Source organism: Microbacterium sp. USHLN272 (assembly GCF_037149655.1).
GTDB lineage: Bacteria > Actinomycetota > Actinomycetes > Actinomycetales > Microbacteriaceae > Microbacterium > Microbacterium galbinum.
This window is the reverse complement of the sequence record NZ_JBBCRA010000001.1, coordinates 1,270,380-1,284,455: the sequence shown is the minus strand read 5'-3', so window position 1 is coordinate 1,284,455 and position 14,076 is coordinate 1,270,380. Positions and strand designations below refer to the sequence as shown.

General features: G+C 68.1%; 13 protein-coding genes. 9 read left to right on the top strand and 4 right to left on the bottom strand.

The features are described 5' to 3' along the window. Positions 1-30 precede the first annotated feature (30 nt). A complete protein-coding gene (locus WFJ97_RS06220) occupies positions 31-1,290 on the top strand; it encodes an ABC transporter substrate-binding protein (protein WP_336640836.1) in 1,260 nt (419 codons plus the stop codon). Between the two features lie 151 nt (positions 1,291-1,441). On the opposite strand, the gene WFJ97_RS06215 is transcribed toward WFJ97_RS06220, so the two are convergent. The 4 genes from WFJ97_RS06215 to WFJ97_RS06200 are packed head-to-tail and all read right to left on the bottom strand — an operon-like array spanning position 1,442 to position 5,427. Then, complete coding sequence (locus WFJ97_RS06215; protein ID WP_247623176.1) at positions 1,442-2,179, bottom strand: ABC transporter ATP-binding protein; 738 nt, start codon at positions 2,177-2,179, stop codon at positions 1,442-1,444. Next, positions 2,176-3,192, bottom strand: coding sequence for an ABC transporter ATP-binding protein (locus WFJ97_RS06210; protein WP_442928385.1), 1,017 nt, complete (start codon positions 3,190-3,192; stop codon positions 2,176-2,178). The genes WFJ97_RS06215 and WFJ97_RS06210 overlap by 4 nt, the downstream gene beginning before the upstream one ends. Then, a complete protein-coding gene (locus WFJ97_RS06205) occupies positions 3,182-4,159 on the bottom strand; it encodes a branched-chain amino acid ABC transporter permease (protein WP_247623175.1) in 978 nt (325 codons plus the stop codon). The genes WFJ97_RS06210 and WFJ97_RS06205 overlap by 11 nt, the downstream gene beginning before the upstream one ends. Positions 4,160-4,164: 5 nt before the next feature. Then, positions 4,165-5,427, bottom strand: coding sequence for a branched-chain amino acid ABC transporter permease (locus tag WFJ97_RS06200; protein ID WP_372491580.1), 1,263 nt, complete (start codon positions 5,425-5,427; stop codon positions 4,165-4,167). A 390-nt stretch (positions 5,428-5,817) separates the two neighbouring features. On the opposite strand from WFJ97_RS06200, the gene guaB reads away from it, so the two are divergent. From guaB to WFJ97_RS06160, 8 genes are all read left to right on the top strand, one after another. Further along, entirely contained in the window at positions 5,818-7,320 is a 1,503-nt protein-coding gene (guaB, locus tag WFJ97_RS06195) for an IMP dehydrogenase (protein WP_247623174.1), read from the top strand. A gap of 200 nt (positions 7,321-7,520) precedes the next feature. Beyond that, positions 7,521-8,564 carry a response regulator gene (locus WFJ97_RS06190; protein ID WP_247623173.1) on the top strand — a complete coding sequence of 348 codons (1,044 nt, stop codon included), beginning with the start codon at positions 7,521-7,523 and terminating at the stop codon, positions 8,562-8,564. 1 nt (position 8,565) lies between these two features. Beyond that, complete coding sequence (locus tag WFJ97_RS06185) at positions 8,566-9,552, top strand: ATP-grasp domain-containing protein (RefSeq protein ID WP_247623172.1); 987 nt, start codon at positions 8,566-8,568, stop codon at positions 9,550-9,552. Next, a complete protein-coding gene (locus WFJ97_RS06180; protein WP_336640835.1) occupies positions 9,549-10,262 on the top strand; it encodes a PHP domain-containing protein in 714 nt (237 codons plus the stop codon). The genes WFJ97_RS06185 and WFJ97_RS06180 overlap by 4 nt, the downstream gene beginning before the upstream one ends. After that, positions 10,259-11,749, top strand: a complete 1,491-nt coding sequence (locus tag WFJ97_RS06175; RefSeq protein WP_336640834.1) for a glycosyltransferase family 2 protein — start codon at positions 10,259-10,261, stop codon at positions 11,747-11,749. Before WFJ97_RS06180 ends, WFJ97_RS06175 begins: the two co-directional genes overlap by 4 nt. Further along, positions 11,746-11,889: a hypothetical protein gene (locus tag WFJ97_RS06170; protein WP_336640833.1), complete on the top strand. Its 144-nt coding sequence runs from the start codon at positions 11,746-11,748 to the stop codon at positions 11,887-11,889. Before WFJ97_RS06175 ends, WFJ97_RS06170 begins: the two co-directional genes overlap by 4 nt. Continuing rightward, positions 11,886-12,233, top strand: a complete 348-nt coding sequence (locus WFJ97_RS06165; RefSeq protein WP_336640832.1) for a response regulator — start codon at positions 11,886-11,888, stop codon at positions 12,231-12,233. Before WFJ97_RS06170 ends, WFJ97_RS06165 begins: the two co-directional genes overlap by 4 nt. Next, complete coding sequence (locus WFJ97_RS06160; protein WP_336640831.1) at positions 12,230-14,029, top strand: sensor histidine kinase; 1,800 nt, start codon at positions 12,230-12,232, stop codon at positions 14,027-14,029. Before WFJ97_RS06165 ends, WFJ97_RS06160 begins: the two co-directional genes overlap by 4 nt. Positions 14,030-14,076 lie beyond the last annotated feature (47 nt).

Genomic DNA, 14,076 nt, shown 5'->3' with positions numbered 1-14,076 from the left:
CGTCCACTCTCAGTTACGCAAGGGAGCATTATGAAGGCACTGAAGGGTTCGCGCACCGCGAAGATCTTCGCAGGCATTGCGCTTGTCAGCGCGTCTGCCCTCGTCATCGCGGGTTGCAGCAGCACCCCGTCGGATGACTCGTCCAGCGGTGGCGACAAGCCCGCCACCGATCTCACCCTCAAGCTCGGCTCGCTGCTGCCGAAGACGGGGTCGCTGGCATTCCTGGGACCGCCCATGGAGTCCGGTGTCGGACTCGCGGTCGAGGAGGTCAACGCGGCGGAGGCCGGCATCACCATCGACCTCACTGCCGAGGACGAGGGCGACACCGACACCAAGGCGTACGAGACGTCGATCGAGAAGCTGCGCAACGCCGACGTCAGCGCGATCGTCGGTGCGGCCGCCTCCGGTGTCTCGAAGCTGGTGCTCGACGGAAACGTGAGCGCGGGGATCCTCCAGATCTCGGCGTCGAACACGTCCCCCGACTTCACCGCCTGGGAGGATGACGGACTCTACTTCCGCACCGCGCCCAGCGACCTGCTGCAGGGCGAGGTGCTCGGCAACCTGATCGCCGAGGACGGCGCCAAGACGCTCGGCATCATCTACCAGAACGACGCCTACGGCACCGGCCTGAACGACGCGCTCACCACGACGTTCGAGGGCACCGGCGGCGAGGTCGTCGAGTCGGTCTCGTTCAACGTCGGCGACGCGCAGTTCGATGCGCAGGTCGAGTCGATTAAGGCGCAGAACCCCGACGCCGTCGCGATCGTGTCGTTCGAGCAGTTCAAGACCATCGCGCCGCTGCTGGTGAACGCCGGCATCTCGGCCGACAAGTTCTACATGGTCGACGGCAACCTGTCCGACTACGGCGACGAGATCTCGGTTTCGCTCGAGGGCGCGCAGGGCACGAAGGCGGGCCCCGCGCTCGAGGACGACTTCACGGATCGCCTGCAGGCGTCGTGGACGGCTGCCGGCAACCCCGAGGTGAAGGACTTCACCTACGCGGCCGAGGCCTACGACGCCGTGATCCTGGTGGCGCTCGCGTCGCTCGCGGCCGGTTCGACCGAGGGTGCCGACATCGCGGCCAAGATGCAGGAGGTCTCGGGCGGTTCGGGCGACGGTGAGAAGTGCACCAGCTTCGCCGAGTGCGCCAAGATCATCAACGACGGCGGCACGGCCGACTACGACGGCTACTCCGGCGACGTGACGTTCGACGAGAACGGCGACCCGCAGGGCGCCACGATCGGCATCTACAAGTACGTCGCGGGCAACACCATCGAGCGCACCAACTGATCGAATCGGTGAGTTGATCGACCGATCACTCGGAAGGCCCCGGATGCTCGCATCCGGGGCCTTCCTCGTGCGGGCGGGGACATGACTTCACCGCCGAGCGGCATGCAGAAAGGGGCGGGATGCCGAAGCATCCCGCCCCTCGTCGAAGCGCTCAGGCGACGTCGTCGGCGAGCGTCCCGAGGTACAGTCCGATGACCTTGGGATCGCTCAACAGCTCACGCCCGGTGCCCTCGTACGCGTCCTTGCCCTGGTCGAGCACGTAGCCGCGGTCGCAGATCTGCAGGCAACGGCGAGCGTTCTGCTCGACCATGATCGTCGTGACCCCCGCCTTGTTGATGTCGGAGACGCGGATGAACGCGTCGTCCTGACGCACGGGGGAGAGGCCGGCCGAGGGCTCGTCGAGCAACAGCACCGACGGATCCATCATGAGCGCCCGCGACATCGCGACCATCTGCCGCTCACCGCCCGAGAGGGACCCGGCGCGCTGCTTGAGACGCTTGCCGAGCTCGGCGAAGATGCCGGTGACGAACTCGAGGCGCTCCGCGTAGATCTTGGGGTTCTGGTAGAGCCCCATCTGCAGGTTCTCCTCGATCGACAGCGAGGGGAAGACGTTGTTCGTCTGCGGCACGAAGGCCACACCGCGCTTGACGAGCTTGTCGGCCTTGAGGCCCACGATGCTCTCGCCGTTCAGCGTGATCTCTCCACCGCGCACGTTGACGAGACCGAACATCGCCTTGAGCAGCGTCGATTTGCCGGCGCCGTTCGGGCCGATGATGCCGATCAGCTCGCCCTGACGCGCGACGAGATTCGCGCCGTTGAGGATGTTCACGCCGGGAAGGTAGCCCGCGTGGACGTCCGTGAGTTCGACGACCACCTTGTCTTCGCTCATGCGTTGTCCTTCTTGTCGGAGTCGACGGGATCCGTCGCCTCGAGCTCTGCCTCTGCCTCGGCCTCGATCTGTTCGCGGATGCGCGCAGCCTCGGCGTCGGCGACGACCGGAATGCGACCGGTGACGGCACCGAGGTCGACGTCCTGGTGGGCGCCGAGGTACGCGTCGATGACCGCGGGGTCGTCCATCACCTGGTCGGGCGGACCTTCGGCGACGACGCGGCCCTCGGCCATGACGACGACCCAGTCGGCGATGTGGCGCACCATGTGCATGTCGTGCTCGACGAAGAGCACGGTCATGCCCTGATCCTTGAGGTCGAGGATGTGGTCGAGCAGCGACTGGGTGAGGGCCGGGTTCACGCCGGCCATCGGCTCGTCGAGCATCACCAGCGTCGGGTCGCTCATGAGCGCCCGGGCCATCTCGAGGAGCTTGCGCTGACCGCCAGAGAGCGCGGCGGCGAAGTCCTTCTCCTTGGCGTCGAGCTTGAAGCGCGCGAGCAGCTCACGCGCCTTGCCCTCGATCTCGGTGTCCTGCGCGCGCCAGAGGAAGGGGAACAGGCTCGACCAGAAGCCCTCTCCGCGCTGCCCGGTGGCCCCGAGCTTCATGTTCTCGAGGACCGTGAGCAGCGACAGCGACTTCGTCAGCTGGAACGTGCGCACCTGACCCATGCGGGCCACCTTGAACGACGGGATGCCCGACAGGTTCTTGCCGTCGAACGACCAGGTGCCGCTGTTGGGCCTGTCGAAGCCGCAGAGCAGGTTGAAGAGGGTGGTCTTGCCGGCGCCGTTCGGTCCGATGAGCGCCGTGATGGCGCCGCGGGGGATCTCGAGGTGCTCGACGTCGACGGCGGTCATGCCGCCGAATCGCCGCTGCACCGCGTCGACGACGAGGATCGGGTCGACCTTGGCGACGCCGGGCTTGACCTCGCCCTTCGTCAGACCGGTGGTCTTCGGACGCTTGATGCTTCCCGTCGCCGGCGCGGCGGCCGGCTCGGGGGTCAGTTCACTTGACAAAGGTCATCTCCCTCTTGTCTCCGAGGATGCCCTGCGGGCGGAAGATCACGAGCAGCATGAGTGCGACGCCGACGACGATGTAGACGACGGTCGCCGCCTGCTTGTCGGTCATCGGCAGCAGACCGGCATTCGCCAGCTGCGGCAGGAGGCTCGCGAGGAACGCGTTGACCACCCAGAACAGGACCGCTCCGAGGGTCGGGCCGAACACGGTGGCCGCACCGCCGAGCAGGAGGATCGTCCAGAGGAAGAACGTCAGCGACGTCGAGTAGCTGCCGGGGACGACCGCCGACGGGAGGACGAAGACGATTCCGCCTGCCGCACCGAGCACACCGCCGACGACCAGCGCCTGCATCTTGTAGGCGAAGACGTTCTTGCCGAGCGAACGCACGGCGTCCTCGTCCTCGCGGATGCCCTTGAGTACGCGCCCCCAGGGGCTGCGCATCAGCGCCCAGACGAGGAGCACGGCGAGGGCGAGCACGATGAGCCCGAACACGCGGTTCCACAGGTCGTTGGCGGTGTACGTCCACGGGCCGAACCCGTAGGTTCCCGGGGGGAACGGGTTCGCATCGCGGAAGCCGCCGTTGTACTGCGCGAGGCCGTCGGCGGAGTTCGTGAACTCGTCGAAGACCTGCGTGGTGAAGAGCAGGCGCACGATCTCGCCGGCCGCGATCGTGGCGATGGCCAGGTAGTCGGCGCGCAGACGCAGGGTCGGGATGCCGAGGAGCACGGCGAAGAGCGCGCCACCGAGCAGGCCGATGAGCATGCCCACGAACCACGGCAGCCCGAACGAGAGCACGGAGATCGCGTAGCCGTAGCCGCCGATGGCCATGAAGGCCGCCATGCCGAAGTTGAGCAGTCCGGCGTAGCCGAAGTGCACGGCGAGGCCCGTGGCGGCCAGCGCGTATGCCAGCGTGATGGGGCTGAAGAGGTAAGCGGCCGTGTTGGTGAAGATGGATCCGAAGTCCATGATGATCAGCCCAACCTTTCCTTGCGGCCGAGCAGGCCCTGCGGTCTGACGAGAAGGATCACGATGAGGATGACCAGCGCGCTCGCGTACTTCAGGTCGGAGGGGATCCAGAGGGTCGACACTTCGACGGCCATACCCACGATGAGCGAGCCGACGAGCGCGCCGAAGGCGGTGCCGAGACCGCCGAGCGTGATCGCGGCGAAGATGAGCAGCAGCATCTGCATGCCCATGTTCCAGGTCACTCCGGGGCGGAAGTAGCCCCAGAGCACACCCGAGATCGCGGCGAGCGTTCCGGCGAGGATCCAGACGTACCGGACGACCCGGTCGACATCGATGCCGGATGCGGCGGCGAGCTGCGGGTTGTCGGAGATCGCCCGCGTGGCCTTGCCGACCCGAGTGCGAGTGAGGAAGAACGCCACCCCGATGATCACGACGATGCTGACGCCCATCGCGATCATGTCGATGTACGACAAGGAGATGGGTCCGAGCCGGATGGGCTCGGGGCTCGCGCCCGGGAGCTGGTAGGTGCCGCCACCGATCATGTACTGGAAGAGGTAGCGGAGCGCGAGCGAGAGGCCGATGCTGACGATCATCAGCTGCACGACTCCCAGCCCGCGACGCCGCAACGGACGCCAGAGACCGGCATCCATGGCCCAGCCCAGCAGACCGCCGGCGATCACGGCCGCGGCGATGCCGAGCCACGGAGGAAGCATCCAGAGGGAGGTCGTCACGACTCCGACGAGCCCGCCCCAGGTGACCATCTCGGCGTGTGCGAAGTTCGACAGTCGCGTCGTGCCGTAGATGAGCGCCGCGCCCATCGACGCGAGTGCGAGGAGCAGGCCGAAGTTCAGGCCGCCCACGAGGCGCGAGGCCAGCTGGTCGATGAAGCTGACGGTGATGCGCTCGCCCTCGCCGAGGAAGAGGTTGAGGATCTTGGTTCCGGTGAGACCGAACTCCACCTCGAACGACGCCGTCGTGCCGGAGATCGGCTGCGTGCCCTCGGGGAGGAGCGACGCGTCGACGATCACACCGTCGGGGAGCGTCTCCTCGTTCACCGTGATCGTGTACGTCTCCTTCTCGGGCACGTACAGGCGCCACTTGCCCTCGGCATCCGTCTCGGTCTCACCCTCGAAGCCGCTGCCGGAGACCGAGAGCTCGACGCCCTCGACCGGCTCGTCGTCGAAGGTGATGACCCCGCCGAAGTAGAAGTCGGTGACCTCTTGACCGTCGTCTGTCGTCTCTGCCGAGGCGGCGAGCGGCGGCTGCATGAGGATCGCGCCGAGTGCGAGCAGCACTCCGATGAACGCGACCAGCCACGGCTTCTTCCGGTGGACGGCGATTGTTGTGGATCCCACGCAACCTCCAGGGTGAGTGCACCTTCGCACAGACTTCGACCGTCTCGGGTTGGACGACGCACTTGACTGTAGTGGGCGATCTGCGTTTCGCCTACACCTTTAATCTGATCGAAATGAGAGCGGTACCAATACACGAAATGAGAGCGGTACCAATACACCGGTGGGCCGATCGGGGTCGTCACGGTGCCCGGCTCCGGGAATGTTCTCGGCCGCTCTCCGCTTAGAATCTTCATACGGTTTTCCGGCCGGATCCGGCCGGCCCCACGAACTCGGCGTCGCGCGACACGCGCAGGAGGAGCATCCATGGAACAGCACGATCCCTTCGGTTTCGTCGGACTGACGTACGACGACGTCCTGCTGCTTCCCGGGCACACGGATGTCATCCCCAGCGAGGCCGACACCTCCTCGCGAGTGACGCGTCGCATCTCGGTCGCCACTCCTCTTCTCTCCAGCGCGATGGACACCGTCACCGAGGCGCGCATGGCGATCGCGATGGCGCGCGAGGGCGGCATCGGCATCCTGCACCGCAACCTGTCGATCGCCGATCAGGCGTCGCAGGTCGACCGCGTCAAGCGCAGCGAGTCGGGCATGATCACCGACCCGATCACCACGACCCCCGACGCGACCGTCGAAGAGGTCGACGCGCTGTGCGCCCAGTACCGCATCTCGGGCCTGCCCGTCGTCGACGGCGACGGCCGTCTGGTCGGCATCATCACGAACCGCGACATGCGCTTCGTCTCGGGCTTCGAGCGCCAGTCGACCCTCGTGAAGGACGTCATGACGTCGGAGGGGCTCGTCACCGCATCCGTCGGCGTGGCCGCCGGCGAGGTCATCGCCCTCTTCGCGAAGCACCGCGTCGAGAAGCTCCCCCTGATCGACGCCGACGGCAAGCTCGCCGGACTCATCACGATCAAGGACTTCGACAAGAGCGAGAAGTACCCCCTCGCTACCAAGGACGACCAGGGTCGCCTGCGCGTCGGTGCGGCGATCGGCTTCTTCGGCGACGCGTGGGAGCGCGCCGAGGCGCTGCGCGACGCCGGTGTCGACGTTCTCGTCGTCGACACCGCCAACGGCCAGTCGCAGGGTGTCATCGATCTCGTCAAGCGCCTCAAGGCCGACGAGTCCTTCGCGCACATCGACATCATCGGCGGCAACGTCGCGACCCGCGAGGGTGCACAGGCGCTCGTCGACGCGGGAGTCGACGCGGTGAAGGTCGGCGTCGGCCCCGGCTCCATCTGCACCACCCGCGTCGTCGCCGGCGTCGGTGTGCCGCAGGTGACCGCCGTGTACGAAGCCTCCCTCGCCGCCCGCCCCGCGGGCGTGCCGGTGATCGCCGACGGCGGGCTGCAGTACTCGGGCGACATCGCCAAGGCACTCGTCGCCGGTGCGGATGCCGTGATGCTCGGATCGCTCCTCGCCGGCACGGACGAGTCTCCGGGCGAGATCGTCTTCCAGTCCGGGAAGCAGTTCAAGCAGTACCGCGGGATGGGTTCGCTCGGTGCCATGCAGACGCGTGGCAAGCAGACCTCCTACTCCAAGGACCGCTACTTCCAGGCCGACGTCCCCAGCGACGACAAGCTCATCCCCGAGGGCATCGAGGGGCAGGTCCCGTACCGCGGACCGCTCGGCGCCGTCGCGTACCAGCTCGTCGGCGGACTCCGTCAGTCGATGTTCTACGTCGGCGCCCGCACGATCGAAGAGCTCAAGACTCGCGGAAAGTTCGTGCGCATCACCTCGGCCGGGCTCAAGGAGTCGCACCCGCACGACGTGCAGATCGTCGTGGAGGCGCCCAACTACAAGAAGTGATCCGCTCGCGCGGATGAGGGGAGGGACGGATGCCGCGGCATCCGTCCCTCGTTCTCTGCGTGGCGTCGCGCGCCGTCAGGCGAAGGGCGTGTGCCACAATCGTGAGGAACCTGCTCGCCCTTTCCCGCGTGCTTCCGGTGGCGAACGCATCGGTGGTATACCGCCCCCAACGGTCGGGAATCTCCCCAAGGAGAGCCGAATTGTCCGTAGATGCCATCCGCGTCCTCGTCGTCGATGACGACCAGGACGTCTCCCTGCTCGTGAAGACGGTGCTCGAGCGACGGGCCGGGTGCGTGGTCGACCTCGCCCCCGACGGTCTCGTCGCGGTCGAGAAGGTCGCCGAGATCCGCCCCGACGTCGTCATCACCGACATCGAGATGCCCGGATTGAACGGACTCGAACTCCTGGCGGAGTTGCGTCGCAAGGTGCCGGCGGTGCCCGTCGTCGTCATGACCGCCCACGTCTCGGTGGAGTACGCGGTCTCGGCGCTCCGCGCCCAGGCCGACGAGTTCCTGACCAAGCCGCTCGACAACGCGCGTCTCGTCGAAGTCGTGCGCAACCTCGCCGAGGAAGGCCGCCGCCGTCGCGAGGAAGGGCGCCGCAAGGAGATCGTGCTCGCGGTCGGAGCCCATCCCGACGACGTCGAGATCGGCGTCGGGGGAGTGCTCGCGGCGCACGCCGCCGCGGGCGACGAGATCACCATCCTCACCCTGTCGCGAGGCGCGCGCGGAGGCGATGCCAACAGCCGTCAGAACGAATCGCTGGCCGCCGCCGAGCTGATCGGCGCCCGCCTGTTCCTCAAGGACCTGGTCGACACGGAGATCTCCGGTGGCGGGTCGACCGTGCGTCTGATCGAAGAGGTCGTCGAGCAGATCCAGCCCACGATCGTCTACACGCACTCCGCGCATGACCGGCATCAGGATCACCGCGCCGTGAACGAGGCGACCACGGTCGCCACCCGCCGCGTCGGCACGGTCGCCTGCTACCAGAGCCCCTCGTCGACGATCGACTTCCGGCCCACGCGTTTCGTGCGCATCGACGGCTTCGTCGACCAGAAGCTGCGCCTGCTCGACTGCTTCGGATCGCAGACCGCGAGCCGCGCCTACCTCGAGCCGGAGTTCGTGCGGGCGACCGCTCGGTACTGGTCGCGCTTCGGTGGCGGCGTGGCGGTGGAGCCGCTCGAGATCGTCCGCGAGACGGCGGCCTTCGTCGGCGCTCATGAGCTCACCCGACAGGAGGGCTGACGTGGCCCGCGTCCTCGTGACCGGAGCCGGAGGGCCCGCCGGCGTCGCCGTCATCCGCTCGCTGCTGCGCCGACCGGAGCTGACGGTCTTCGCAGCCGACATGGACGGCTGGGCGGCAGGTCTCTACCTGGTGCCCGCCGAGCAGCGGCGTCTGGTGCCGCCGGGCAAGGCCGACGACTTCGTGCCGGCTCTCGCGCAGTTGGTGGTCGACGACCGCCTCGACCTCGTGATCTCGACCGTCGACGTCGAACTCATCACGCTCGCCCGCCGGCGCGAGGAACTCGCCCCCGCCGTCCTCGCCGCGCCCTCGGCCGACACCCTCGACACCGCGCTCGACAAGCTGCTGCTCGCCGAGCGGTGCGCCCCCACCGGACGCGCACCGCGCACCGTGCTGGCCGGTCCCGACGCGCTCGCGATCGAGTGGGAGTTCCCCGTCTTCGCCAAGCCCCGCCAGGGTGCGGGGAGCCGCGGCATCCGCCTGGTGCCCGATCGGGCCGCGCTCGACGCGCTCCCGCTCGACGAGGGACTGATCGTGCAGGACTTCCTGCCCGGTGAGGAGTACTCGGTCGACGTCATCGCCGATGCCGCGGGGAGGGTCGTCGCCGCGGTGCCGCGCACCCGCGCGCGTGTCGACTCCGGCGTCGCGATCGCCGGGCGCACCGTGCACGATCCCGAGCTCGAGGAGACCGCCGCCGAGATCGCCCGGGCGATCGGGCTGGTGGGTGTCGCCAACGTGCAGCTGCGCCGCGACCGCACCGGAGCCGCCGTGCTGCTCGAGGTCAACCCGCGATTCCCCGGCGCGCTGCCGCTCACGATCGCGGCGGGCGTCGACATCCCCTCGCTCGTGGTCGACCTGTTCCTGGGGGCCGAACTGCCCGAGCGGCTTCCGTTCCGGGAGCTCGCCTCGGTGCGCTTCCTCGAGGACATCGTGGTCGAGATCGATGACGTGCTCGTCTCGGAGCACGCCGGTCACCAGGAGGAAGCGTGAGCATCGGCATCCTCCGCGGCGATCACCACGTCCACTCCACCTTCTCCGACGACGCCGTCTCGACTCCCGAGGAGAACGTCGCGGCCGCCGTCGTCGCGGGCCTCGAGACCCTCCGCATCGTCGACCACGTGCGCCGCGACACCACCTGGGTGCCCGAGTACCTCTCCGCGATCGCGGCCCTGCGCGTGCCCGAGGGGCTGACCGTGCTCACGGGGGTCGAGGCCAAGATCCTCGACACCGCGGGCACTCTCGACATCCCCGGACTGCCGGCGGGGATCGATCGCATCCTGATCGCCGACCACCAGTTCCCCGGGGCCGGCGGGCCCCTCGGCCCGACCGCCGTGCGCGAACGCATCGCCGACGGGTGGGCGACGACGGACGTGCTCGACGACTTCGTCGCCGGAGTCATCGCCGCGATGGAACGCCACCCGGGCAACCAGCTCGCCCACTGCTTCTCGCTGCTGCCGAAGATCGGTCTCGCCGAGAGCGACCTGGGCGAGGAGCGCCTCACGGCGTGGGCGCAGGCCGCCGCTCGCACGGGCACGCTCGTCGAGGTCAACGAGAAGTGGGGATGCCCCGAGCCCGCGTCGCTGGCCGCGCTCCGCGCCGCCGGTGCGGAGCTGGTGGCCTCCACCGACAGCCATGATGCCCGTGACGTGGGCCGGTACGCCCGCGTGCGCGGCCTGCTCGGGGCGGAGGCGCTGCCGTGATCGACCAGCTCGAATGGTGGCAGACGGCGATCGTCATCGTGCTCATCCTCTGCATCCTCGTCGGCACGCTGCCCGTCATCAACACGGGGCTGCAGTTCCTCTCGCTGCCGATGCACGCGTTCCGCAACCACTACGGGAAGGCGGCCGCGCATCACCCGAACGTCGCGGTGATCATCCCCGCGTGGAACGAGGGGCTCGTGATCGGGCCCGCGATCGAACGGCTGCTGCAGCTGCAGTACCCGGAGGAGCGGCTGCGGATCTTCGTCGTGGACGACGCTTCCACCGACGACACCCCCGACATCGTGCGGGCCAAGGCGGCGCAGCACCCCGGACGCGTGGAGCACCTGCGGCGCGAGGTCGGCGGCCAGGGCAAGGCCCACACACTGAACCACGGACTCGACATCGCCCTCGCCGACCCGTGGACCGAAGCCGTGCTGATCATGGACGCCGACGTCATCTTCGCCCGCGACGCACTGCGCAAGCTCACCCGGCACCTCGCCGACGAGAAGGTCGGCGCGGTGACCGCGTACATCGCCGAGGGCAGCCGCGATCGCAACTACCTCACCCGGTTCATCGGGGTCGAGTACATCATCGGCCAGCTCTCCGCCCGACGCACCCAGAACGTGCTCGGGGCGATCGCGTGCCTCGCCGGCGGGGCGCAGCTCCATTCGCGGGCGAACCTCGAGGCGATCGGCGGACGGATCCCCACCGGCACCCTCGCCGAGGACACCATGACCACCTTCGAGGGCCAGTTGAAGGGGCGGCGGGCGGTGTTCGAGCCCTACGCCGTCGTGCTGGCCGAGGAACCGCGCACGATCGACGCACTCTGGAAACAGCGTCTGCGGTGGGCGCGCGGCAACGTGCAGTTAACGTCGATCTACAAGCACCTGTGGTTCCGACCGAGCCCCGATCACCAGCTGGGCAGCTTCTCGTTCGGGCTCGCATGGTTCACGATCCTGCTGCTGCCGGCCTTCATGCTGGTCGCGGCGACCGCGCTCGTGATCCTGCTGATCTTCCACAGCGACATCGCGGAGTTCGTCTTCCGGTTCATGTGGATCGCGGCCGCGTGCATCTATCTGTTCTCGATGCTCTATTCCGTGCAACTCGACGGGCGCATTGGGCGGCACTCCTGGCGCGAGGCCATCATGTTCCCGGGCCTCGGCGCGCTCATCCTCATGGCCATCGCGCTGTTCCCCTGGGCGTTCGAAGACGCCGTGCTCGCCCTCGGCGGGTCGCTGAACGACGACACCCTCTTCGTCTGGGCCCTCGTCTTCTACCTCTGGGGCCCGATCTCGATGCTGGGCGTCTGGCTCGCCCGGGCCGTCGAGAAGCTGCCGGGCGGGCGGTTCTTCGCCGGCCTCCTGCTCTACATCTGCGGATACGGCTCGTTGCTGTGCGCCATCACCGTGGATTCCTACATCAAGGAGTGGCGTCGCGCCGACGCCTCTTGGATCAAGACCGAGAAGGTCGGACGGGTCGACTCATGACCGAGATGCCCACACCCCAGGCCGAGGCCGAGGAGATCGAGCAGGACGCACGCTCCGAGAAGCGGCTGGTCTGGCAGGCTCTCGCCGCTATCGTCGTCGTCGTCGTGGTGGTCGTCGTCCGCGAGATGTTCCTCCGATGAGCGCACGCCCGTTGGCCCTCGTGGTCGAGGACGACCTCGACCAGATGTCGCTGCTGCGTCGTCATCTCGACCGCGAGGGCTTCGAGGTGTTCTCCGCCGGTGACGCCGAGTCGGCGATCTCGGCCTTCCCGCACATCGACCCCTCGCTCGCGGTGCTCGATCTGCTGCTCCCGGGTATCTCCGGCACGGAGTGCGCGCGCCTGGTGCGGGAGACGTTCCCGCGGTGCTTCCTCGTGATCAGCTCCGTGCTCGACGTGGCGTCGTACCCGTCGGCGGATGCCGCGCTCCCCAAGCCCGTGCGCGGGGCAGCCCTGCGCCGGGCCGTCGCGGGAGTCGACCGATGAATCGTTACGAGTCCTTGGGCACGGCGGCCGCCCCCGCTCCCATGCAGCGCGGGTGGCAGCGGTACTTCGACGACCCGACACCGCTCATGAAGCAGGGCCCCACGGCCATCGCCGTCGGCGTCGCAGGGCTGCTCGTGATCGCGGTGCCCGGTATCCAGGCCACGAATCCGGCGGCGGCGATCGTCGGTATCGCTCTGGTGGGGCTCGTCACCGCACTCGCCGCGGTCCTCGCGGCACGGGGCATTCACGACGGCTGGATCGTGCTCCTCATCCCCGCGGTGGACATCCTGGCCATCGGAGTGCTGCGTGTCGGCACAGGGGGAACCGCGTCGCTGTTCTCGTCGTTCGTCCTGCTCCCGGTGATCTGGCTCGCCGCCTCACCGGGGTTGCGTCCGGTCTTCCTGATCGGGGTCTTGACGTCGATCGCCTTCCTGATGCCGATCGCGCTCGACTCGGCGGCCGGCGAGCTCGCCTGGCTCCGCGGCGTGATCAGCCCCCTCGTCTTCGCGGTGGCCGGGGCGATCGTCAACGAGCTCTCACGCCTCCAGCGTCTGCGCACCGCTCAAGCGGAGTCGCTCGTCGTCGAGCGCACGGCGGCGCTCTCGGCGAACCTTTCGATGGTCCAGCAGCTCCAGGCCAGCGAGAAGCAGTACCAGTTCCTCCTGGAGTCGTTCAGCAGCCTGTGGAGCTCGATCACCGCTCAGGCGGTCATCGCCACCGACCGCAAGGGCGTCGTGATCGCCTGGAATCCCGGAGCGGAGCGCCTCATCGGTCTGTCCGTCGACGAGGCGCTCGATGATGTGACCGTCGATCGCTTCTTCGATCCCTCGGCACTCGGCCTGTTCGCCGATCCCGCGACATCCCGCTCGCTCGACGACCCGACCGGGATGCGCGCCCTGCTCGACGAGGTCGACGAGGGCCGCACGGTCGAAGCCGATGTCGACATGACCACCGCCGGCGGATCCAGCGTGCCCGTGCGTCTCACGCTGTCGCTGTACCAGGGGACGGATGGCGCACAGCGCGGCTATCTGCTCGTCATCACGGACGAGACCAAGGCCGTCGAGGTCGCACGCCTCAAGGACGAGTTCGTCGGCATGATCTCGCATGAACTGCGCACGCCGTTGAGCGCGATCATCGGGTTCCTCGACCTGCTGCAGAACGATCCGGAACAACCGTTGACCGCTGACCAGCAGGACTTCGTGGCCGTGATCGAGCGGAACGCGAAACGCCTTCTGAACCTCGTCGGCGACCTGCTCTTCACCGCGCAGGCGGAGTCCGGCCGATTCCCACTCGAGAAGGCGGAAACCGACCTGTCCGCTCTCGTGCGATCCGCCGTCGAGTCGTCCGGGCCGAACGCTCAGAAGAACGGTGTGGAGCTCCTCTCCGACATCCCGGCGGAACCCATCCGTCTCCTCGTCGACGCCGGCCGAATCGGTCAGGCGATCGACAATCTCCTGTCGAACGCGATCAAGTTCACGCCGAGCGGCGGACGAGTCACCGCACGCCTGGAGATGCGCGAGGGCGAAGCACGCATCTGCATCGAGGACACCGGTTTCGGGATCCCGGAGGAAGAGCAGGGGATGCTGTTCACTCGCTTCTTCCGCGCCTCGACGGCGACTCGGAACGCGGTGCCCGGGGTGGGGCTCGGGCTGACGATCACTCGCGCCATCGTTCAGGCGCACGGCGGGACCATGAGCATGAGCAGCGAGGTGGGGAAGGGAACCGAGTTCTGGTTCACTCTTCCGGTCGAGCTGCGCACGGAAGCGCTGCGTCTCGAGGGCCTGCGCAACGTCTGACATCCCGGTGAGGGGTCACGACTCGCCGCGTGCGTACGCCGTCGTGC

What these genes read in the sequence shown, in the direction of transcription:
- WFJ97_RS06220 (WP_336640836.1), top strand. Translation starts at nt 31, where the DNA reads ATGAAGGCACTGAAGGGTTCGCGCACCGCGAAGATCTTCGCAGGCATT.
- WFJ97_RS06215 (WP_247623176.1), bottom strand. Translation starts at nt 2,179, where the DNA reads ATGAGCGAAGACAAGGTGGTCGTCGAACTCACGGACGTCCACGCGGGC.
- WFJ97_RS06205 (WP_247623175.1), bottom strand. Translation starts at nt 4,159, where the DNA reads ATGGACTTCGGATCCATCTTCACCAACACGGCCGCTTACCTCTTCAGC.
- WFJ97_RS06200 (WP_372491580.1), bottom strand. Translation starts at nt 5,427, where the DNA reads ATGCAGCCGCCGCTCGCCGCCTCGGCAGAGACGACAGACGACGGTCAA.
- guaB (WP_247623174.1), top strand. Translation starts at nt 5,818, where the DNA reads ATGGAACAGCACGATCCCTTCGGTTTCGTCGGACTGACGTACGACGAC.
- WFJ97_RS06170 (WP_336640833.1), top strand. Translation starts at nt 11,746, where the DNA reads ATGACCGAGATGCCCACACCCCAGGCCGAGGCCGAGGAGATCGAGCAG.
- WFJ97_RS06165 (WP_336640832.1), top strand. Translation starts at nt 11,886, where the DNA reads ATGAGCGCACGCCCGTTGGCCCTCGTGGTCGAGGACGACCTCGACCAG.
- WFJ97_RS06160 (WP_336640831.1), top strand. Translation starts at nt 12,230, where the DNA reads ATGAATCGTTACGAGTCCTTGGGCACGGCGGCCGCCCCCGCTCCCATG.